This is a genomic window from Bacillus sp. FSL M8-0256 (assembly GCF_038005765.1).
Classification (GTDB): Bacteria; Bacillota; Bacilli; order Bacillales; family Bacillaceae; genus Bacillus; species Bacillus safensis.
The window spans coordinates 2,241,760-2,263,338 of sequence record NZ_JBBOTU010000001.1 but is presented as its reverse complement, the minus strand read 5'-3'; the positions used below and the strand labels follow the sequence as shown (position 1 = coordinate 2,263,338).

Annotated in this window: 22 protein-coding genes and 1 riboswitch; of the genes, 20 read left to right on the top strand and 2 right to left on the bottom strand. The window is 40.9% G+C overall.

Annotated features, from left to right (window positions below):
- Positions 1-108 precede the first annotated feature (108 nt).
- From NSQ76_RS11485 to NSQ76_RS11430, 12 genes are all read left to right on the top strand, one after another.
- A complete protein-coding gene (locus NSQ76_RS11485; protein WP_024428069.1) occupies positions 109-1,260 on the top strand; it encodes a D-alanyl-D-alanine carboxypeptidase family protein in 1,152 nt (383 codons plus the stop codon).
- Positions 1,248-1,835, top strand: a complete 588-nt coding sequence (locus NSQ76_RS11480; RefSeq protein WP_024428070.1) for a nucleoside recognition domain-containing protein — start codon at positions 1,248-1,250, stop codon at positions 1,833-1,835. The genes NSQ76_RS11485 and NSQ76_RS11480 overlap by 13 nt, the downstream gene beginning before the upstream one ends.
- Positions 1,836-1,839: 4 nt before the next feature.
- Positions 1,840-2,376, top strand: coding sequence for a spore maturation protein (locus tag NSQ76_RS11475; protein ID WP_024422843.1), 537 nt, complete (start codon positions 1,840-1,842; stop codon positions 2,374-2,376).
- Between the two features lie 135 nt (positions 2,377-2,511).
- Positions 2,512-3,246 (top strand): 23S rRNA pseudouridine(2605) synthase RluB, encoded by a 735-nt coding sequence (rluB, locus tag NSQ76_RS11470; RefSeq protein ID WP_024422842.1) that lies wholly within the window; start codon positions 2,512-2,514, stop codon positions 3,244-3,246.
- A gap of 90 nt (positions 3,247-3,336) precedes the next feature.
- Complete coding sequence (resA, locus tag NSQ76_RS11465) at positions 3,337-3,867, top strand: thiol-disulfide oxidoreductase ResA (RefSeq protein WP_024422841.1); 531 nt, start codon at positions 3,337-3,339, stop codon at positions 3,865-3,867.
- A 1-nt stretch (position 3,868) separates the two neighbouring features.
- Complete coding sequence (gene resB / locus NSQ76_RS11460; protein WP_025093041.1) at positions 3,869-5,548, top strand: cytochrome c biogenesis protein ResB; 1,680 nt, start codon at positions 3,869-3,871, stop codon at positions 5,546-5,548.
- The gene (gene ccsB, locus NSQ76_RS11455; RefSeq protein ID WP_024428071.1) at positions 5,532-6,710 is read left to right on the top strand and encodes a c-type cytochrome biogenesis protein CcsB; all 1,179 of its coding nucleotides are present in this window, start codon (positions 5,532-5,534) and stop codon (positions 6,708-6,710) included. Before resB ends, ccsB begins: the two co-directional genes overlap by 17 nt.
- An 85-nt stretch (positions 6,711-6,795) precedes the next feature.
- A complete protein-coding gene (locus NSQ76_RS11450; protein ID WP_003215596.1) occupies positions 6,796-7,518 on the top strand; it encodes a response regulator transcription factor in 723 nt (240 codons plus the stop codon).
- Entirely contained in the window at positions 7,515-9,296 is a 1,782-nt protein-coding gene (locus tag NSQ76_RS11445; protein ID WP_034623436.1) for an ATP-binding protein, read from the top strand. Before NSQ76_RS11450 ends, NSQ76_RS11445 begins: the two co-directional genes overlap by 4 nt.
- A 203-nt stretch (positions 9,297-9,499) precedes the next feature.
- Complete coding sequence (sigX, locus tag NSQ76_RS11440) at positions 9,500-10,108, top strand: RNA polymerase sigma factor SigX (protein WP_024422837.1); 609 nt, start codon at positions 9,500-9,502, stop codon at positions 10,106-10,108.
- Entirely contained in the window at positions 10,020-11,126 is a 1,107-nt protein-coding gene (locus NSQ76_RS11435; protein ID WP_029706041.1) for a hypothetical protein, read from the top strand. Before sigX ends, NSQ76_RS11435 begins: the two co-directional genes overlap by 89 nt.
- Before the next feature lie 104 nt (positions 11,127-11,230).
- Entirely contained in the window at positions 11,231-11,878 is a 648-nt protein-coding gene (locus NSQ76_RS11430; RefSeq protein WP_341053895.1) for a M23 family metallopeptidase, read from the top strand.
- A gap of 34 nt (positions 11,879-11,912) precedes the next feature.
- Here NSQ76_RS11430 and serA read toward each other — a convergent pair whose 3' ends face one another.
- Positions 11,913-13,487, bottom strand: coding sequence for a phosphoglycerate dehydrogenase (gene serA, locus NSQ76_RS11425; protein WP_024422834.1), 1,575 nt, complete (start codon positions 13,485-13,487; stop codon positions 11,913-11,915).
- 287 nt (positions 13,488-13,774) lie between these two features.
- Positions 13,775-13,905, top strand: a riboswitch (FMN riboswitch).
- A gap of 144 nt (positions 13,906-14,049) precedes the next feature.
- Here serA and NSQ76_RS11420 point away from each other — a divergent pair.
- Positions 14,050-14,631, top strand: coding sequence for an ECF transporter S component (locus NSQ76_RS11420; RefSeq protein ID WP_024428075.1), 582 nt, complete (start codon positions 14,050-14,052; stop codon positions 14,629-14,631).
- Between the two features lie 231 nt (positions 14,632-14,862).
- On the opposite strand, the gene NSQ76_RS11415 is transcribed toward NSQ76_RS11420, so the two are convergent.
- Positions 14,863-15,111: a ferredoxin gene (locus NSQ76_RS11415; protein WP_008361239.1), complete on the bottom strand. Its 249-nt coding sequence runs from the start codon at positions 15,109-15,111 to the stop codon at positions 14,863-14,865.
- A gap of 267 nt (positions 15,112-15,378) precedes the next feature.
- Between NSQ76_RS11415 and NSQ76_RS11410 the strand changes: the two genes are divergently transcribed.
- The 7 genes from NSQ76_RS11410 (at position 15,379) to NSQ76_RS11380 (ending at position 21,439) form a co-directional block, all read left to right on the top strand.
- A complete protein-coding gene (locus NSQ76_RS11410) occupies positions 15,379-16,431 on the top strand; it encodes a helix-turn-helix domain-containing protein (protein ID WP_341055776.1) in 1,053 nt (350 codons plus the stop codon).
- Positions 16,424-17,932 carry a RecQ family ATP-dependent DNA helicase gene (locus NSQ76_RS11405; protein WP_341053892.1) on the top strand — a complete coding sequence of 503 codons (1,509 nt, stop codon included), beginning with the start codon at positions 16,424-16,426 and terminating at the stop codon, positions 17,930-17,932. Before NSQ76_RS11410 ends, NSQ76_RS11405 begins: the two co-directional genes overlap by 8 nt.
- Positions 17,929-18,570, top strand: a complete 642-nt coding sequence (locus NSQ76_RS11400) for a CPBP family intramembrane glutamic endopeptidase (protein ID WP_024422830.1) — start codon at positions 17,929-17,931, stop codon at positions 18,568-18,570. Before NSQ76_RS11405 ends, NSQ76_RS11400 begins: the two co-directional genes overlap by 4 nt.
- The gene (locus NSQ76_RS11395; RefSeq protein WP_025093047.1) at positions 18,515-19,300 is read left to right on the top strand and encodes a LysM peptidoglycan-binding domain-containing protein; all 786 of its coding nucleotides are present in this window, start codon (positions 18,515-18,517) and stop codon (positions 19,298-19,300) included. Before NSQ76_RS11400 ends, NSQ76_RS11395 begins: the two co-directional genes overlap by 56 nt.
- Positions 19,301-19,364: 64 nt before the next feature.
- Positions 19,365-19,820 carry a DUF2663 family protein gene (locus NSQ76_RS11390; protein WP_034623446.1) on the top strand — a complete coding sequence of 152 codons (456 nt, stop codon included), beginning with the start codon at positions 19,365-19,367 and terminating at the stop codon, positions 19,818-19,820.
- 86 nt (positions 19,821-19,906) lie between these two features.
- The gene (locus NSQ76_RS11385) at positions 19,907-20,695 is read left to right on the top strand and encodes a metallophosphoesterase (RefSeq protein WP_025093049.1); all 789 of its coding nucleotides are present in this window, start codon (positions 19,907-19,909) and stop codon (positions 20,693-20,695) included.
- Between the two features lie 165 nt (positions 20,696-20,860).
- Entirely contained in the window at positions 20,861-21,439 is a 579-nt protein-coding gene (locus NSQ76_RS11380) for a genetic competence negative regulator (protein WP_024428080.1), read from the top strand.
- Positions 21,440-21,579: the final 140 nt, after the last annotated feature.

Sequence of the window (21,579 nt, the reverse complement as noted above, 5' to 3'; positions counted from 1 at the left end):
TTGAAGAAGCGCCTCTATATGTAGAGGCGCTTTTTTTTATGGACGAGGCATCATAACTTTTTCAGCTGAGCATACACTTGTACAAAACGGACAAGGACGTGAATGAACATGCCCTATTTAAAAATTGGAACAGCAGTCCTTCTTCTATTTACACTCTTACTGCCTTTTTCCTCACATGCCAAAGCAGACATTTCATTATCAGTGAGTGCAAGAAGCGCCATTTTAATAGATGGACAGTCAGGCAGAGTCCTATTTGGAAAGGACGAGCACGAAAAAAGAAGAATCGCCAGTATTACAAAAATCATGACGGCTGTATTAGCCATTGAATCAGGAAAAATGAAAGATACCGTCAAAGTATCAAAACGTGCGATTCAGGCGGAGGGTTCATCCATTTATTTAAAGGAAGGGCAGAAGGTGAGCTTAGAAGATTTGACATATGGGCTCATGCTGCGTTCTGGAAATGATGCAGCTGTTGCCATTGCAGAGCATGTTGGCGGCAGCTTAGAAGGATTTATCTTTATGATGAACCAAAAGGCGGCTGAACTAGGAATGGAGAATACGAATTTTCAAAATCCGCACGGACTCGATGATCATAAAAATCATTATTCATCAGCCTATGACATGGCGATCCTAACAAAATACGCGATGAAACATAAACAATATCAAAAAATTGCCGGTACAACTTTCTATAAAGCGAAGACAATGGAAGGCTATTGGAAAAATAAAAACAAGCTGCTCACCGGTTTATACGAATATTCCACTGGAGGGAAAACAGGATATACAAAACTTGCAAAACGAACACTTGTCTCCACCGCTGCAAAGGGTGATGCTCAGCTGATCGCTGTGACCATTAATGCACCTGACGACTGGAAGGATCATATTTCTATGTTTGAATATGCATTTGATCACTATAAAACGTATGTGCTTGCTGAAAAAGGAAGGCTTGCTTCGTTAAAAGGGACCTTTTACGAAAAAAAAGCGTTTATCAAGCGTGATGTGGACTATTTTTTAAATGAAGATGAGAAAAAACTTGTCAAAATTGAAACGGAAATGCTCACCCCTGAAAAGAAGTGGAAAAAAAACGCCGAAGCCATCCCAGATGTTGTAGGAAAAATGACGATTTTGTTAGATGGACAGGTGATCGAGCAATTACCGATTTTTTATGAAAATAAACGAAACCGCATGCCTCAAAAAAGCTTTCAAGAAATGTTTAAGTCTGTCTTTCAGACATCTATAGGCGGATCTTCATGGTCAATCTAATTTGGGTATTTCTCACTGTCATCGGTCTTGTCTATGCGATGTTTAATGGAACGATGCAGGAAGTGAACGAGGCTGTATTTAAAGGCTCAAAAGAAGCGGTTACTATTTCAATTGGTTTGATTAGTGTCCTCGTTTTTTGGCTCGGGCTCATGAAGATTGCCGAAGAGGCAGGGCTGTTAAAATTCTTTAGTAAATTGTGCCGGCCTTTTATTTCAAAGCTATTCCCGGATATTCCGCCTAATCATCCTGCAATGGGATATATTTTATCCAATCTCATGGCGAATTTCTTTGGTCTCGGGAATGCTGCTACACCGCTTGGAATTAAGGCGATGGAGCAGATGAAAGCATTAAACGGCGGAAAAAATGAGGCAAGCCGTTCTATGATTACATTTCTAGCGGTCAACACATCCTCTATCACACTTGTGCCAACAACCGTCATTGCAATAAGAATGACCTATGGGGCAGATCAGCCAACAGACATTGTAGGGCCAACCATTTTAGCAACACTCATTTCAGGAATTGGTGCAATTATCATCGATCGTTATTTCCACTATCGCAGAAGCAGGCGGGGGTGATCTTGTGGCATTTATTAACTGGCTGTCACTTGCTTTGATTCCACTGATCATCGCAGGAATTTTGATTGCTGGAACCATTAAAAAGGTACCAACCTATGAAACATTTGTGGAGGGAGGAAAAGAGGGCATTCAAATTGCCTTTTCAATCATTCCCTATTTAGTCGGTATGCTTGTAGCCATTACGATATTCCGTGCATCAGGTGCGCTTGATTTTGTTATGGGACTATTAAAACCAGTCTTTACAGCGATTGGTTTCCCGCCAGAAGTCGTGCCGCTTGCGTTTATTCGCCCGATATCAGGAACGGCTGCACTTGGAATGACATCTGACTTAATAGCGACGTATGGCCCAGATTCTTTTATTGGCCAGCTTGCAGCTGTCATGCAAGGGTCAACAGACACCACCCTTTACATTTTAACGGTCTATTTTGGAGCAGTTGGGATTAAAAAAATGGGAGATGCGCTGAAAGTAGGTTTGCTAGCAGATCTCATTGGTGTCATTGCCTCTGTGATTATCGTCAGTTTGTTATTTAGCGGCGCCTAATCAGGCGCTTTTTTGTATTTCAGGGATGGAAAATCGCTTTTTAGCTGAAATTAGACAGACGAAACGCTTATTTTTCCACGAATGCTTGTTTGTTTTAAGTCAAGCAAGTAAGATAGTACATGAGGTGAAAGACAAATGGAACGTTTACAGAAAGTAATTGCACATGCCGGCGTCGCTTCAAGACGAAAGGCTGAAGAATTAATTAAAGAAGGACGAGTTACCGTTAATGGTCAAACAGTGACAGAGCTCGGAGTGAAGGTGGGCTCTTCAGATAAAATTGAAGTCAATGGATTAAAGCTTGAAAGAGAAGAACCGGTTTACTTTATGCTTTATAAACCGCGCGGCGTCATTTCTGCTGCCGAGGATGATAAAGGACGCAAGGTCGTCACAGATTTCTTTGATGATGTCCCGCAGCGCCTTTATCCAATCGGCCGGTTAGATTATGATACGAGCGGTTTGATTTTGATTACAAATGATGGGGAATTTGCTCATAAGCTCATGCACCCGAAATACGAAATTGATAAAACGTATGCAGCGAAGCTAAAAGGCATTCCATCAAAGGAACTGCTTAGAAAGCTAGAAAAAGGGATCATGTTAGATCATAAAAAAACAGCACCTGCTCGTGCGAAAATGCTTTCTATTGATAAACGAAAACAAACTTGTATTGTTCAATTAACCATTCACGAAGGCAGAAACAGACAGGTGCGCCGCATGTTTGAAGCGATTGGACATGATGTGTTAAAGCTAAAAAGGGAGCAATATTCGTTCCTTCATATTGAAGGTATGAGACCAGGAGACCGCAGAGAATTGTCTCCGCATGAAGTAAAGCGTCTGAGAGCAATTGCTGATCATGGGAAAAGCGCTTTTTAATTTTCACATAAACTTCAAAAAATGAAGAAGCATCAAAAGAAGGAGAATGCTATAATTTACCTGAATGTCTATGGGGAAGGGGTACTTCAGATGAAAAAAAGACGGTTTTTCATACGGACGGGCATTCTCCTCGTGATGCTTGCTGCACTATGTTATACAATGTATAACTCAGTATTTGCCAAACAGGATCGAGTCAAAGAAGGATCTATTGCGCCAAACTTTGTCCTTCAATCTGTCGATGGGGATCGGATTGAGTTAAAGGACTTAAAAGGCAAAGGTGTCTTTCTTAATTTTTGGGGTACATGGTGTGGTCCGTGTAAACAAGAATTTCCTTATATGGCGAATCAATATGAAGTGTTCAAGGATCGCGGTGTGGAAATTGTTGCAGTCAATGTAGCGGAATCCAAGATTGCCGTGAAAAATTTTATGGAGTCCTATGGCGTGAATTTTCCTGTTGCCATGGACAAAGATCGCCAAGTGACAGAGGCATATGATATTACGCCGCTGCCAACCACATTTTTAATCAGTCCTGAAGGCAAGGTAATCAAAGTCATAAAGGGAACGATGACAGAACGTAATGTCTATGAATATATGAATTTGATTAAACCAAAGGGGTCATAGAATGAAAGAGGTAAAGTGCGAGTGTGGACATATTAATCCAATCGGTACTGTTCTATGTGAATCATGCGGGAATCCCATTGCGGCTAAAGAGAAAAACTCTTCAAAGCTGCTTGATATGAGATATGACGGCAGTGCAAGACGCTCGCAAACATACAACAAAACGATTGTTGATAAAGTATGGAACTTTTTTTCTTCCGTTAAAGTGGGTGTGTGGCTGATTGTCATTACACTGCTCGCTTCTTCGCTTGGAACGATTTTTCCGCAGGAGCGATTTATTCCGCCAGGTGCATCTGCTTCCACGTATTATGAAGAGCAATATGGATCGTTTGGCAAGCTGTATTACACACTTGGATTTCATGATCTTTATAATTCTTGGTGGTTTTTAGCTCTTGTCGCATCAATCGGAATCTCCCTTGTCATTTGCAGTCTCGACCGCGTTATTCCTCTTTATCGAGCACTCAAAAACCAAGGGGTTATCAAAAAAGAAGGCTTTATGAGAAGACAGCGTCTGTTTAGCGAGACAGACAAAACATTAGATCAGCATACATATGAAGGCATCATAAGAGCAATGAAACAAAAGCGTTACCGCGTGCGAGAAGAAAATGGGCATATTTTAGCCGAAAAAGGACGTTTTTCACGCTGGGGACCTTACGTCAATCACATTGGACTAATCATCTTTCTCATTGGAGCGATGCTCCGGTTTGTCCCGGGCATGTACGTGGATGAAACGCTTTGGGTCAGAGAAGGGGAAACTGCACCAATTCCAGGTACGGATGGTCAATACTTCTTGAAAAATAATGCGTTTTCAATTGATCGCTATGAAACTGGAAATGAAAAAGAAGTGTTTGAGAATGCCATTGAAAAAGCTGGCGACGGTCAAGTGGTGAAAAGCTATAAAACGGATGCTATTTTATACAAACGTGAAGGAGAAGTTGTATTTGGTGAAAAGCCCAAGCTGAAGCAGGTAACAGAACACGATATCAAAGTGAATGAACCGCTCAAGTTTGACAATTTCTCATTATATCAAGTAGATTTTAAGCAAAATGAACTCGATCAAATGGTCTTTCAGCTGATTCGTAAAGATACAGAAAAATCTTTCGGTACAGTGAAGATTAATCTGCTGGAGCCTAAGTCAGAATATGATCTTGGTAGCGGTTACAAAGTCAAGGTGATGAGCTATCTGCCTGATTTTTATTTTGACGATGATGGAACGCCGAGTACGAAAACAAGGAATCCGAATAATCCTGCTTTCGTGTTTGAAATGATTTCTCCTGAAAAACCTAAAGGTGAAAAAAGCTTTGTCGCCATTCAAGAGACAGTAGAGGGTTCTGATAACAATCTATATAAAATGAAGTTTGATCGGGTTGAAACGAAAAACGTTACAGGGTTAACAGTTAGAAAGGATTTAACACTTGGCGTGCTCATAGTAGGCGGAATCATCTTCATGATTGGTGTCGTGCAGGGGATGTATTGGCAGCATAGAAGAATCTGGCTGTCGGCAAAGGATGGAAAAGTATTGGTGGCAGGACATACAAACAAAAACTGGTTCGGCTTAAAGTCCGATCTTGGTGTGTTACTGAACGGCAGTGGCATCAAACAGCCAGTTGATCAAAAAGAACTGCCTGATACAACAAGTATCAGCAAAAGCAAGGGGGAAGGATTAGATGGCGGCAGTCAGTGAAAATCTGTTATTTGCAGCTTTTCTATTTTATTTAGCGGCAGTTCCTTTTTTTGGTGGTGCCATTAAGGGAAAAAAGAAAGAGGAAGGACCGCGCAGGAATAAGGCGGCACTCATTGGCATTACGCTTACCATCATCGGTTTTTTGAGCCAGTTGGGCTATTTTATTTCAAGATGGATCGCATCTGGCCATGCACCAGTCAGTAATTTGTTTGAGTTCACAACGGCTTTTGGCATGATGCTGGTGCTTGCATTCATCATTTTATATTTTGTGTATCAAGTATCTGTACTTGGTTTATTCACACTTCCAATCGCTTTATTGATTATTGCCTATGCAAGTATGTTCCCATCAGATATTTCACCGCTGATTCCTTCACTTCAAAGTAATTGGCTTTATATTCACGTGACAACAGCAGCACTTGGCCAAGCCATTTTAGCCATCAGCTTTGTGGCAGGTGTCATCTTTCTATTAAAGCATGTGGATCAAACAAAGCCAGGGAAGAAGACGTTTGGTTTAGAGCTTGTCATGTTTATGATTGTGGTCACACTTGCATTTATCGCTGTTACGTCTATCTTTAGAATGACAGGATATGAAGCGACATTTAATTGGATCGATAAAAATAAAGAAAAAAGTGAGATGGTCTATGAGCTGCCAGCTCTTGTCGGACCTCATAAAGGGGAGCTTGTGACGGAAGATCGTTTGGAACCGTTTGTTGAGCTGCCGCCTGTTTTTTCAGGTAGAAAGGTCAATACGGTGTTATGGTCATTTGGCGTAGGGCTGATCATATACGGACTCATTCGATTGATCATTCGCAAACGGCTGAGCGCACTGCTTCAACCGCTAGTGAAACAGGTGAACCTAGATTTAGTTGATGAAATTGGGTATAGGGCGGTTTCGATTGGTTTCCCTGTATTTGCGTTAGGCGGGCTGATCTTTGCCATGATCTGGGCGCAAATCGCATGGACTAGGTTTTGGGGCTGGGACCCGAAGGAAGTATGGGCATTGATTACGTTTCTCTTTTATGCTGCCTATCTTCATCTTCGCTTGTCGCGAGGCTGGCATGGTGAAAAGTCCGCATGGCTTGCTGTGATCGGCTTCGCCATTATTATGTTTAATCTCATCTTTGTCAACCTTGTCATTGCGGGGCTTCATTCTTACGCATAATCACAAGGAAAAGCCAACTTTTATGATTCAATTCGGCTTTTTGTTAAAATGAATGTAACAACGGAGAAAGCAGGAGGACTGTCTAATGGAACACACAACTCAAACGAAAATATTAGTCGTAGATGATGAGGCAAGAATTCGCCGCCTTTTAAAAATGTATTTAGAACGTGAGAATTATGAAATCGATGAAGCGGAAAATGGAGATGAGGCGATTCAAAAAGGGCTTCAAACCGATTACGACCTCATTTTGCTCGATTTAATGATGCCTGGTACAGATGGAATCGAAGTGTGTAATCAAATTCGAGACAAAAAAGCGACTCCAATCATTATGCTGACGGCAAAAGGAGAAGAAGCCAACCGCGTTCAAGGATTTGAGGCAGGAACGGATGACTACATCGTCAAACCTTTCAGCCCGCGTGAAGTGGTTTTACGTGTAAAGGCATTGCTCAGAAGATCGTCTCAAACGTCTTATTTGAATACTGGGACAACAACAAAGGATGTTCTTGTGTTTTCTCATCTTTCTATTGACCATGATGCACATAGAGTGACGGCTGATGGCAAAGAAGTCAGCCTCACGCCGAAGGAATATGAGCTTTTATATTTCCTTGCAAAAACACCAGATAAGGTCTATGACAGAGAAAAGCTGCTAAAAGAAGTATGGCAATATGAATTCTTTGGAGACTTACGAACAGTTGATACGCATGTCAAACGACTTCGTGAAAAACTGAATAAAGTGTCACCAGAAGCAGCGAAAAAAATCGTAACTGTATGGGGTGTCGGGTACAAATTTGAGGTCGGCGCTGAATGAAACTGTGGAAAAGTGTTGTAGGAAAGCTATGGTTAACCATTCTTTTCCTCGTCCTGATCGTTTTATCTATTTTAACTGTGCTTCTTTTAGAGTTCATTGAAAATTATCATGTAGAAGAAGCAAAATCTGATTTAACACAAATGGCAAACAAAGTAGCGGTCATTTTAGAAAGCCATGAGGATCAATCGCTTGCAAGGTCGATTACATCAGAGCTCGCTGACAAATTGACAAGTATTGCGATCATCCAAGAGGACGGGCTAGAGTGGTATTCGTCTGAAAAAGACGGGAAGCTTCCTGCGATTACAAAGAAACAAATTGAAGCAGACAGCGATTTAAATCAAGCACTGAAAGATCGTAAAAAAATCAGTAAACGTGCAGAACCTGATGCAGGCAATCAAAAAGATGAACGGATTGTAGTCGGTGTTCCATATGAGGCGAACGGAAAAAAAGGCATGGTCTTTCTTTCTCAGTCACTCCTCGCTGTAGAACAAACAACGAAACATACGACACGCTACATCTTTTTAGCCGCCGGAATTGCGATTGTACTGACCACTATATTCGCTTTCTTCTTGTCAACACGTGTCACCTATCCTCTCAGAAAGATGAGAGAGGGTGCACAAGATTTGGCGAAAGGGAAATTTGATACAAAGATTCCTATTTTAACGCAAGATGAAATTGGAGAACTGGCGATCGCCTTTAATCAAATGGGGAAGCAGCTTAAATTCCATATCACAGCCTTAAATCAAGAAAAAGAACATTTATCTAATATTTTAAGCAGTATGGCTGATGGCGTCATCACCATCAATATTGATGGAACGATCTTGATGACAAATCCTCCAGCAGAACGATTTTTACAGGCATGGTATTATGAGCAAAATATGAAGATCAAAGATGGAGATGAACTGCCGCCAGAAGCGCGCGAGCTATTTCATACAGCTGTCAGTACAGAAAAAGAGCAAATGATCGAAGTTACGCTGCAAGGGCGTACCTGGGTTCTTCTCATGTCTCCGCTGTATAATCAGCAGGATGTCAGGGGAGCAGTTGCAGTCCTTCGTGATATGACGGAGGAACGAAGACTTGATAAGCTGAGAAAAGATTTCATTGCCAATGTCAGTCATGAACTTCGTACACCAATTGCCATGCTGCAAGGGTACAGTGAGGCAATTGTAGATGATATTGCAGGATCAGAAGAGGAAAAGAAAGAGATTGCGCAAATTATCTATGATGAATCACTTCGAATGGGACGTCTTGTGAATGACCTTCTAGATCTAGCGAGAATGGAAGCAGGTCATATTACACTTAATCTTGAATCAACAGATACGGAAGAGCTGACAGAGAAGATTTACCGCAAGTTTCTCGGGATTGCGAAAGAAAAACAAATCGACCTTACGTATGATATTCAAGTCGATGAACCGAACTTTGTATTCGATCCAGATAAGATTGAGCAAGTGTTTACGAATCTCATTGATAATGCCATTCGTCATACACCAGAGGGCGGCGAGGTTCACTTCTCGGTTCAATCGGTGGAGAACGGACTGAAAATGGATGTAAAAGATTCGGGGAGCGGAATTCCCGAAGAGGATCTGCCCTTTATTTTCGAACGCTTCTATAAAGCCGATAAAGCAAGGACAAGAGGACGTTCTGGTACTGGACTTGGCCTTGCGATTGTGAAGAACATCGTCGAGGCACATCAAGGCTCTATACATGCTCATAGCAAAGCGGGTGCAGGTACACACTTCACATTCTATATTCCGAGAAAAAAGCAGGAACTCGTCTAATCTTGACGAAGAATCTTGTTACATGAGAAACACTTCTTTTCGTAAAGAAAATGAAGTGTTTTTTCTATTTTCAAATTTTTAAGGAGAAGTTAAACAAAAAGCCCTTTCCAAACTGTCGAACTTGTAATATATTTGTCATAAAGTTGTAATGTAACGTTTTATAAGAGTCACTCGACAAAAATAAGTGAACGGAGGGGTTTCCTATGCATGAAACCTTTCAAAAAATATATGATTCGTACCATCAAGATTTGTACCAGTTTTTATTTTATATGGTTAAAGATAAAAATCAGGCAGAGGATCTCGTACAGGAGGTTTACATTCGGGTACTTCACTCATATAAAACTTTTGAAGGAAGAAGCAGCGAGAAAACATGGCTGTTTTCAATTGCAAGGCATGTGGCGATTGACTGGTTTCGCAAGCAGCAAACCATTAGACAACGGGTACTCGGCACGTTTGATTGGGATAAGCAGGATGTAAAAGACCCAGACTTGCTCCCAGACGAACTGGCTGTACAGGATGAAAATACTAAAGAAATTTATGCAGCGCTTGATCACTGCACGATTGATCAAAGAGCTGTCATCATTTTAAGGTTTATCCAGGGCTACTCAATCATGGAGACGGCAAAGGCGCTAAAGTTCTCGGAAAGCAAAGTCAAAACAACGCAGCACCGAGGCCTGAAAGTGCTCCGAAAACATATGGAGCTTTTGAAGGAGGAGCTAGTGAATGAAAACGAACAGGTCCGATTGGAGCGAAGAACGAATCAAGGTGTTACTAAGTCAGCTTCCAAAGGTGGAGGACAACCGTTCATCTAAGCAGATATACCAGCAGGTGCTGATGGCAAGCGGGAAGAAAAAGAAAAGTGTCAAATGGATCGGTCCGGCGGTGGCAACCGTTGTGGTTTTATTTATGGCGTTTTTAATTTCTCCTCATTTATTTCAGCCGGCTGCTCAAGAACAGCACCAACAGATGAAAATGGAATCAAGTGCTGACAAAGGTCAGGCAAATGCCACATTAGAGCCCGTCAAACAGGCAAATGGTACCACACACGTTGTTTCTCATGAAGACAAGCAAAAGTATATGACGGTTGCATACATAGATGAATCGACATCTCAAGTGGTTCCCATTAGTATTGAAAAAGAGAATGAACATGGCCATTTGCAGGAAATGATGAACACATATGAACAGGTGCAGCTGCCTGAAATGACAAAGCCTCTTCAATCTTATCTTGAGATGGTGGACCTTCGTGAAAATGGGAATACACTTGTTTTTCAGTTAAAAAATGATTTGTCCCTTGATACGATAAAGGAAGCCAATCGATTTAAAGATATGGTAAAAGAAACGCTCAAATGGAGCAGGTATAAACAAGTGGAGGTCAGGTCAGTCAAAGGTTCTCATCTTCAATTAGGGACTAGCAGCTTTGGCACGATATCAATTGATAAACAAACGAAGAAAGCTTATTACGTGTTAGAAAATAAGAGCGGGACTTTTTTGGTGCCCTCAAAAACACATTATTCTACTTATGAAGATGCGGTAGAGGCCATGAAACGCACGAGTGATTCTGGACTTGAACCATTAATTAAAGAAGAACCCATTAAAGAAGTGACATCAAAAGGTAAGCATGTAACCATCACGTTTGGAGCATCAGCGCAATTATCGGACTCAATTGATCATACTCTACTCATTGAAGGTCTGCTGCTCACAGCGAAAGATTTTGGTTTTACAGATGTCACCATTCAATATGCAGGAACAGATCAAGTAGGACCATATGAATTAAATGAACCAATAGAGGTACCGGCTCTGCCGAATCCAGTTGTCATCAAAGAACGTTAAAGGACGCAAGCATTTCATTGCGTTCTTTTTTGATGTATAGAAAATGATCTTCTTGCTGTATACTAAGCTGTCATGAAAAGAACCTCAAAGAAGGGGAGTCACTGATGAAAAGGTATTGCTTCATAGGTGCCAGCTGTTTTTTGCTCTTGATCTTAGCGCCATTTGCCCATGCACAGAAGACAACCGAATGGGTGGAACCAGTGAAAGGAGAAGTCACTGACTTGTTTGGGACAAGGGGCGGTTCGCATAAGGGATTAGATATAGCTGCGCCAGAAGGAGAATCCATTTTTGCTGCAAGTGAAGGTGTGGTCACGCGTTCGTATGTATCGGCTACATATGGAGAAGTTGTATTTATTCAGCATCCGAATGGATACGAAACTGTCTATGCTCATTTACACGAGCGTTTTGTGAAAAAGGGTGACCATGTACAAGCGGGACAGCCGATTGGTATAATTGGCAACACAGGGGCCTCCAGAGGCACACATTTGCATTTTGAAGTACATCGTGGCAATTGGTCAGTGAGCAAAGAGGATGCGATAGATCCGCTCAAAATGATTGCTCTGGAACGTTTCCGAGAGCCGGCTCTTCATGTAAATGGACATGAAAAAAATACATATGTCATTAAACAAGGGGATACCCTTTGGTCGATAGCAAAGGCGCATGAAATGACTGTGGAACAATTGAAAAAGATCAATGAGCTGAACACTCACCTCATTCGAACAGGAGACCGTTTAATGGTTTCAACAAAATAAACCTCATGCAAAGCATGAGGTTTATCACTGTTTTTTATAGGTCAATCAGGCGGACAGAAAGAATATCCTGCACTTCAGTTAATTTTTTCACAATTTCGTCCTCTAGATGCTTGTCGAAAGAAAGCATCATAATGGCTTCGCCGCCTTTTTCTTTACGTCCCACCTGCATTGTTGCGATGTTGACATCATGGTCGCCTAAAATCTGTCCAACCTTTCCAATCACACCAGGTGCATCTGTATGCTGGATGTAGACAAGGTGTCCATCTGGGTAAAAATCAATATTAAAGCCATTAATAGAAACGACGCGTTCCCCTAAATGCGGAATGTAAGTCGCTTTAAGAGTAAAGGTTGAAAGATCACCTTTGACTTCAATAGAAATACTGTTCTCGTAACCAGATTCGCTGGAAGAAATTTTTTCACTAAAGCTAATGCCTCGTTCTTTTGCGACCATTCCAGCATTTACTTCATTCACAGTCGAATCAACACGCTCTTTTAAAAAGCCTGACAGGAGACTCTTTGTGATAAATGATGTTTCGAGTTTTGAAATAGAGCCTTCATAAGAAATGCCTACTTCTTTTACAGGTTCTCTCATGGATTGAGAGACAAGACGTCCAAGTTTCCCTGCAAATTGATGATAAGGCTGAATCTTTTTGAACTCGTCTTTTGTCATCGCTGGTAGATTAATAGATGACATGACAGGAAGGCCTTTTGCAAATTGAAGGACTTCTTCAGATACTTGCGCCGCTACATTTAATTGTGCTTCTTTTGTAGAGGCACCAAGATGCGGAGTTGCAATGACGTGTGGATGATCCACAAGCGGATTATCAGTTGGAGGTTCTACCTCGAATACATCAAGTGCAGCTCCTGCGACATGGCCGCTTTCAAGTGCCTCAAGAAGGTCAGCTTCGTCAATAATGCCGCCGCGCGCACAGTTTACAAGGCGAACACCTTTTTTCGTTTTTGCAATCGTTTCTTTATTGAGAAGTCCTCTTGTTTCTTTTGTTAATGGCGTATGTACAGTAATAATATCTGATACTTCGAGTACTTCATCAAGTGATTTCGCATTGACGCCAATTTTTTCTGCACGTTCTTTTGTGAGAAATGGGTCAAACACGTTGACTGTCATGCCAAATGCTCTTGCACGCTGGGCGATTTCACTTCCGATTCTGCCTAAACCGACAATCCCAAGAGATTTTCCGTAAAGCTCAGCACCAACATATGCACCTCTGTTCCATTCTTTTGATTTGACAGAAATATTGGCTTGCGGAATATGACGCATAAGTGATGAAATCATAGCGAACGTATGCTCAGCTGTCGAGATCGTATTACCGTTTGGTGCATTGATTACAATGACGCCATGCTTGGTCGCTTCATCAATGTCAATATTGTCTACTCCCACACCGGCACGGCCGACAATTTTTAATGAAGTCATTTTTTCATAAAGCTCTTTCGTTACTTTTGTGGCACTTCTGACAAGTAAGGCATCAAACGTGTGTAATTCATCTTCTGCTTCTGCTACATTTTTTTGGACAATTTCAACAAAATCTGATTCTAAAAGTGGTAGAAGACCATCATTGCTCATCTTATCTGAGACTAATACTCGAAACATCGTAAGATTTCCTCCTAAAATAAACGTCATAAATATCTGATAATTTACCATATTCCTTTTCACTGTGTCAATCAAATTAAAGCAGTAAAGTGAAAAAGAAAACACGAACATTTCTTTGTGTCTTTATAAAGAATGAACACCTTTAAACAAAAGATAACCAATTTTTGCGCATTTGTCATTAGAATTTTTGTGTTTTTTACGATTTCTTAAAACTGATGAATTTGCTCAGGATTTTTATCTGTACAAATGCTCATATATCATATATAATGATGTCGAATTGAATAATGATCAATCTTCGGGGCAGGGTGCAATTCCCTACCGGCGGTGATGAGCATAGTCTCTAAGCCCGCGAGCCTTTTTGGCAGGATTCGGTGTGATTCCGAAGCCGACAGTATAGTCTGGATGGGAGAAGATGGAGGTTCATAAACGTTGAAAACATTGATGTTCACACGTTTATTTGTCTAGCCCAATTTCCCCGCTCCTGTTTTCAAGGGCGGTTTTTTTGTGGCTAAAATGGAACAATCCTCTTTTCGAAAGATTTGATCGAAAAGGAGAGAGAATATTGAATCAAAGTAAAGTAAAGCGTTTAGTCGTAATCAGTATGCTTAGCAGTATTTCATTTGTTTTAATGTTATTAAACTTCCCGTTCCCTGGGCTTCCAGGATATTTGAAAATTGATTTCAGCGATATTCCAGCGATTATTGCGATTTTAATTTATGGGCCGGGTGCAGGTATTGCTGTTGAGGCGTTAAAAAATGTACTGCATTATCTCATTCATGGCAGTATGTCTGGTGTTCCTGTTGATCAAGTAGCGAACTTTACAGCAGGCGTATTGTTCATTTTACCAGTGGCCTTCATTTTCAAAAAAATCAAATCGGCAAAGGGAATTGTATGGTCTATGTTCTTGGGCACAGTGCTTATGACTGTGATGATGAGTATTTTAAATTACTTCCTGTTTCTGCCGGCTTACACATGGTTTTTAAATGCACCTCAACTTTCGGATAATATGCTCAAGGCGACGATAACAGCAGGGATATTGCCTTTTAATCTTATTAAAGGCATCATCATTACCATCGTGTTTAGCCTCATTTTTGTGAAAATGCGTCCATGGTTTGAAAATAAACGCCGACTTCAAAATAGTTAATATAAAAAAAGCCCCTGTATAAGGGGCTTTTAGATTGTTGACAAAGAGCTAAAATGATCTTTATTTTAGCTCTTGTCTTCATTTCAGCGTGATAGAAAACCTTTGCAGTCTAGGAAGGACGAGTACCGGAGCGGAGCGAATTGAATATTCGTGAGCACTGGAGCGCAGACCTGACACCGAATGCGAGGGTTTGTTTACATGCTGAAAGCCCCTGTATAAGGGGCTTTTATACTATTCATGCTTAAGCGGGTCACCATCGAAAGATTCGTCCGCAACTTTGATTGAATCTGTTGGACATCCTTCAAATGCATCAAGCATATCTTCTTCAAGTACCTCTGGAACTTCTACAGTCCCTTGGTTGTCATCAAGCGTAACAAATGCAATGCCTTCATCATCATAATCATAAATGTCTGGAGCAGCTGCACCGCATGCGCCGCAAGCAATACATGTGTCTTTGTCTACAATTGTATATTTTGCCATGTTAAAAAAATACCTCCCAGATTGTTCGATGGAACAAATGGTCTAACCTTTTTAGTTTCACCGATAAAAAACAATTTCCTCAAACCTTATTGTAATGATTTTAATTTCACATTTCAACTGTAAAGTGATTGAGAATGCTTATCACATAAGGGTTTGTTCATAACTTTCCCCCACAAATTGAGTTTAAACATTTCTTCTTCTATGAAATCTGTTAAAATAAAGGGAGAAAATATTCGAATTTTGTCAGGAAGACAGGTGCTTTGGCGAATGACTCTTCATTACTTGGATGTCATGTTAATGGACAGCGTATATAAATTGAACGGCGAACGCTCCATAAGTGCTGTCTACCATCTTTTTAAAGGAAAAAAATCATCACAAACCATACAGGATGCCAGTTTGTTTCAGCTTTCAAAGTATTTCGGCTGTTACCCGGGGTTTACGAGGGATCAGCTGAATCGCTCTACTATAAAGCTTGACGAAAAGCACTACATCAAAAAAACAGGGGAGACATTCATTGTTACAGATGCAGGACAGAAAATGCTAAACCAGTATTTCTCAGAAAAACCGATGCCCGCTTATTTTCATGGTGCCAAATATCATGATAAAGCAAAGGTGTTATGGATGAGGCTCTCGTTACTTGTACAAGTGCTGTCTCACCATCTGGCTGGATCGCATCAATATGTCCCAATACAAAGAGATGTATCTGTACAGAGCTGGACGAAATCCTTCTTAAAACAGCATCACGAGAAGAATAAGCTATCGGAAGAGCTGCATCATGAACTCGAAAAGCTCCTTAGCCGTATAAGTGATCAAGAGGCGCTGATATTTGTTTATTCATTGACCTCAAATGAAAGAATTGGGCGTACGTATCAGCAAATGGCAGAGTGGCTAAAAGAAGATGTGTGGTATGTGTACCTGCTTTTTTGGAATGTCCTCCATTATTTTATTCATGCTGCCCAAAAAGGTGAGGCGCAGCTCATGCAAAAGCTCGTAGGTGACCTTGAATTCAAACGCGTGCTGACAACCTCTACGCACAAAACGCTCGAGCTTGTGCAAAAAGGCTTTGATATTGATCAAATTGCTCACATTCGCTCTTTAAAAAAGGCAACGATCGAAGACCATATTGTCGAGCTTTCCATACATGAACCGAGCTTCTCAATAGAGCCGTATGTGAGCGAAGAACAGCAGCAGGCCATTCATGCAGTAGCTAGAGAGCTTCAAACAAATAAGATGAAGCTGATTAAAGAAAAACTCGAACATCCATTTACTTATTTTCAAATACGATTGGCTCTGACAAGGATGGTGAAAGCAAATGGATAAGCTTCATCAGACGCTCATGCGATATTTTGGTTACGACTCATTTAAAACGGGTCAAAAGGACATTATTCAAAGTGTACTGAATCAAAAGGATACGGTGGCCATGCTGCCTACTGGCGGCGGGAAATCCATCTGCTATCAAATTCCCGGCTATATGACAGATGGATTAGTTCTCATTATTTCGCCGCTGTTATCGCTTATGGAGGATCAAGTCGAACGAATGAAAATGCGCGGAGAAAAACGAGTGGCGGCACTGAACAGCACATTGTCTTTTCAGGAGAGACGACATATTATTCGGCATTTGCCATCATATAAATTTTTATTCGTCGCCCCTGAGGCATTAATGTCAGAGGTGCTGCTAGAACAGCTCAAATCGATGCATATTGGTCTGTTCGTTGTCGATGAAGCCCATTGTATATCCGAATGGGGGCATGATTTCCGTCCGGAATATTCCAAGCTGGGAGAATGGAGAGAAGCGTTAGGTCATCCTGTCGCCTTAGCACTGACGGCAACTGCAACAAAACAAACGCTAAAAGATACCGTACAAACGTTAAGATTGCAGCATCCAGACTTTCATATCCATTCTGTCAACCGGCCAAACATCGCTTTAGTCAAAGAAGCGCACGAAACGAAAGAAGCAAAAGAAAAACGGGCTATTGAGCTTGTTGAATATCTGCAAGGCCCCGGTCTGATTTATTGTCCAACCCGGCAAATGACAGAAGATATGGCGCTCATTATGAAACAAAAAACCCATCAGCGTGTAGAGTATTACCATGGCGGGATGGATGCAGGAGACCGTATGCTTATTCAGCAGCAATTTATCAGCGGACAGCTTGATCTTATTTGTTGTACAAGTGCTTTTGGAATGGGAATTGATAAAGCAGATATACGATTTGTTATTCATATGAGCCCGCCGCAGTCAATTGAAGCATTTATGCAGGAAATTGGAAGAGCAGGACGGGACGGGAAAAAGAGTGTCAGCATTCTTTTATATACAGAAGAGGATGCGGATATTCAACAGCATTTAATACAAGCAGAGGGCTTTGATGAGCCAGAAATTGATTTCTTCTTAGCCAGGCTGACACAAATGCAGACAAATGATGAAAAGAAATTACGTGAACAATTGATGGAATCAGGGCTTCAGGAGACACGTGCAAGAATGCTGATTCATTATTACAGGATGTATCAGTCTGACGAGCCGCGTGTGCTGCTGATGAAACTGAAAGAGAAATTGCAGGACAGACAAACAGAAAAACTGAGAAAAGTGTGGCAATTTAAGGAGCGGATCACAGATCATGGCTGCTTTAGACAATCTCTGTTATCATACTTTTACGAACAGCTTGATCAAACAGAGAGCGCATCCTCTGGCAGCTGCTGCTCTTCTTGCGGACTTGACCTGTCTGATTATGAAAAAAAAGATCAACCATTGGAGCTGAATGAAATGACACACTGGAAGACCGTGCTGGATCGTATGTTTCATCTGACAAAAGAGGCGCAGCATTGATTGAACAACATCGCCGGATCATCGAAAAATTAACCGATCGACAAGTGGTAGAACAGCTGTATTTCACGCAGCTGTTGATGCTGGTCATTTCTTTTTTACTAGGTATATTTATGTTCGATCATTGGACAGATTTCACATCTCTATGGGAGATCCAAGATGCGCGGATACTGACTTATGGAATTGGCGGCGCTGCGGTTGTGATTATTGTGGATGCGATTGTCATGAAGGTGTTTCCTGCTCATATGTATGATGATGGCGGATTAAATGAAAAAATGTTCAAAAACCGTAGCATCCCGCATATTGTTTGGTTAACACTGCTCATCGCCTTTTCAGAGGAAATTCTATTCCGAGGGATCGTCCAGCAGCAATTTGGACTGGAAATTGCCAGTATTGTGTTTGCGCTCCTTCACTTTCGCTACTTATCAAAAATACTCTTGTTTATCCTTGTGGTTTCTATTAGTATTTTTTTAGGACTTTTATACGAGTGGACGGGGAATTTATTTGTTCCTGTCATGACCCATTTTGTCATTGACTTAGTCTTTGCTTGTCAAATTCGTTTGAAATATAGGGGGAGGGATGAACATGGAAGAAATGTCGAGAATGAAGAGAAAGAAGGAGCAGCTGACAAACATCCATGACGATGATGTTGAGAAGATTTTTGAAGAAGAAGTTGAGCCTTCAGATGACTCTCACTTTCCTACACGAGAAGATTTCCATGAATATAAAAAGCAGCGCACGAAAAAGGTGCGCAATCCATTGTTTACAACACTGGCTATTATCTTTCCTATTATTGTCGTCACGGTGTTCTTCCTTTTGATTTACTACACATCAAAGGAAATCAACCATAATAATAATCAAGATGTATATAATATTGATTCTACATCAAGTGCTGACACAGACCCAGTCCCGTCAGCACTTGCCGAAACAAAAAATGACTCAAGTGCTGATAAAGCGGATGCGTCTGATGATGAGAAGCAAAAGAAAGAGGAAGAAAAACAACGATCGAAAGAAAAAGCTGAACAGAAGAAAAAAGAAAAAGCTGCTAAAGAGAAAGAAGAGCGTGAACAAGCAGCGAAAGAAAAAGAACGCGCGAGAGCTGAAGCTGCCAAAAAGCGTGAACAGCAGCAGCTAGCCTTGCAAAAGCAGCAGGAAGAGAAAAAAAGAAAAGAAGCCGAAGAGAAAAAGAAGCAGGAAGAAAAGCCAGTCCGTGTCGTGCAGCACACTGTTGGTCCAGAGGAAAACCTGTATCGAATTTCAATGAAGTATTACAAAAACCGTTCGGGTGAAGAGAAAATTAGAGCCTATAATCATTTAAAAGGTAACAGCGTATACAGTGGTCAAGTGCTGAATATTCCACTAGAAAACTAATCACCTGACATGAATGAAGAAGCACGCACATACATATGTAGAAAAAAGGGACAGGGTGTATGTGATGACATTACACGCAATCAGCCGATATATGGATCAGCCGACACAGAAGATGATGGAAACATTGATCAAAAGAAAGCATAAATATGAGGGTTTTGCCAAGCAGTGCAAAAGATGGCAATGGACAGCCCTTCTATCGCTGGCCATTCTTTTGTTTTATTTTGTGATCACGGCAAATGCGGGAGGCGGCTCGCTTCAGCCGGAAGCCATGATTGCCACACTGCTTGGTCATGAAGTATTTCTGTTTTGGATCATGGCCGAGGTCTTTGCTGTTTACGCATCTTATTACTATAAGAAAAAAGAAGAAAAGGCTGAGGATGAATATCATCGGCTTCGATGTGAAATTATACAAAAAAGCACAGATTTATGGCCGCAGTCAAATCAGTGGAAAGAGCGCGAGACGGTTTTTCACTATATGCAGAAGCAGTATGACATTAATCTCTATTATGAAAGTAAATAAATGAGAAAAAAGACGTTTAACAGTTGAAACGTCTTTTTTCTTTCAAGCGTCTTATGAAAGAAAGATACGTAAGGGAGCCATTTGTGATGAAATATGCCATCGGATTTACTGCCGCCATTGCGGCTGTTACAACAGGTGTGTGTGTAACGGCAAAAATGGTGAAAACGGCAAAACAAAACAACATCAAAAAGCATTATTTTACAATAGAAGCACTTCAATCAGACCGGCCTGCTGTCATTTTCTTTATTTCTGATACACACAGACGTCTCATCAGTGACACTTTATTAGCAGAAATCAGACAGGAAGAGCCAGATGTGATTATGATTGGTGGAGATTTAGCAGAAAAAGGTGTGCCCTACGCAAGGATTGAAGAAAATGTGAAACGTTTATCAAGAATTGCGCCGGTTTATTTTGTTTGGGGAAATAATGATCATGAGCTGCACCAGCAAAGGTTTAAAGAGATTCTTCATGCATACGATGTCACGACTTTGCAAAATGAAACGGCTGTATGGAATTTCGAAGGCCAGCGAATCAAAATCGGAGGAATTGATGATATACGGCTTGAAAAAGCAGATTATGAAGCCATACGGCCTGAGTTTGTAAAAGATGATGTCAATATTCTTTTATCACACAATCCAGATGTACATCATTTGATGAGTGAAGAAGAGGGAATCGATCTTGTCCTGAGCGGTCATACGCATGGGGGACAGATCCGAATTGGGAAATTTGGTCCGTATGAAAAAGGAAGAACAGGCCAGGTCAAAGGTGCGTTCTTTCTCATTAGTAATGGCTACGGGACCACAAAAATTCCCATGCGTCTCGGAGCAGAACCAGAAACCCATCTGATCTATTTAATGCCTCTAAAAACGCGTTAACTTGCGGCACCCTCAATATTTTCCATAAAAGTCACCGTAAGCATAGCTTCATGCTTGTCTTCCGTCTTGACACAGTGTAAACTGAATACAAAATTAAGAACCTATGACTCATCATCTCATATACTACAGTATGATGTGTGTTTAGAAGAGGCAGGAGGGAACGTTATGCGACTGGAGCGTCTGAATTATAATAAAATCAAAATTTTTCTCACACTAGATGACCTGACAGACCGAGGTCTTACGAAAGAAGACCTTTGGAAAGATTCGTTCAAAGTCCATCAGCTGTTTAAAGACATGATGAACGAGGCGAATCAGGAGCTCGGTTTTGAAGCGAATGGACCGATTGCTGTTGAAGTATTTTCTCTTCAGGCGCAGGGGATGGTCGTCATTGTCACAAAGAGTCAGCAGGAAGATGCTGATGATGAGTTTGATGAAGATTACATTGAGATGCAAGTCAAGCTCGACGAGAGTAAGCATGTGCTCTATCAATTTGCCTCGTTTGAAGATGTGATTCAACTGTCCCATAGTTTAAGTCGTATTGGACTTTTAGGGGGTACAGTTTACCATTATGAAGGTCAATATTATCTCAGCCTGGATGATGTTGGAGAATTATCTGCTGATACAGTCATTTCGATTTTAGCAGAGTTTGGTTCACCTACGACACTCACCATTCACCGGCTAAAAGAATATGGAAAAGTGATCATGCAAGAAGATGCTGTGAAAACGATTCAAATGTATTTTTAATCACTTTTTTCTATTATATTTAATACTGTTGTGATGAAACAACAGTATTTTTTTATATCCTTTTTTATATTTATAAACGCTGATATTTTATTTTGATAAAAAACGCTTTTTACCTTTGCTTTACCAGTACGAAGGTGTAT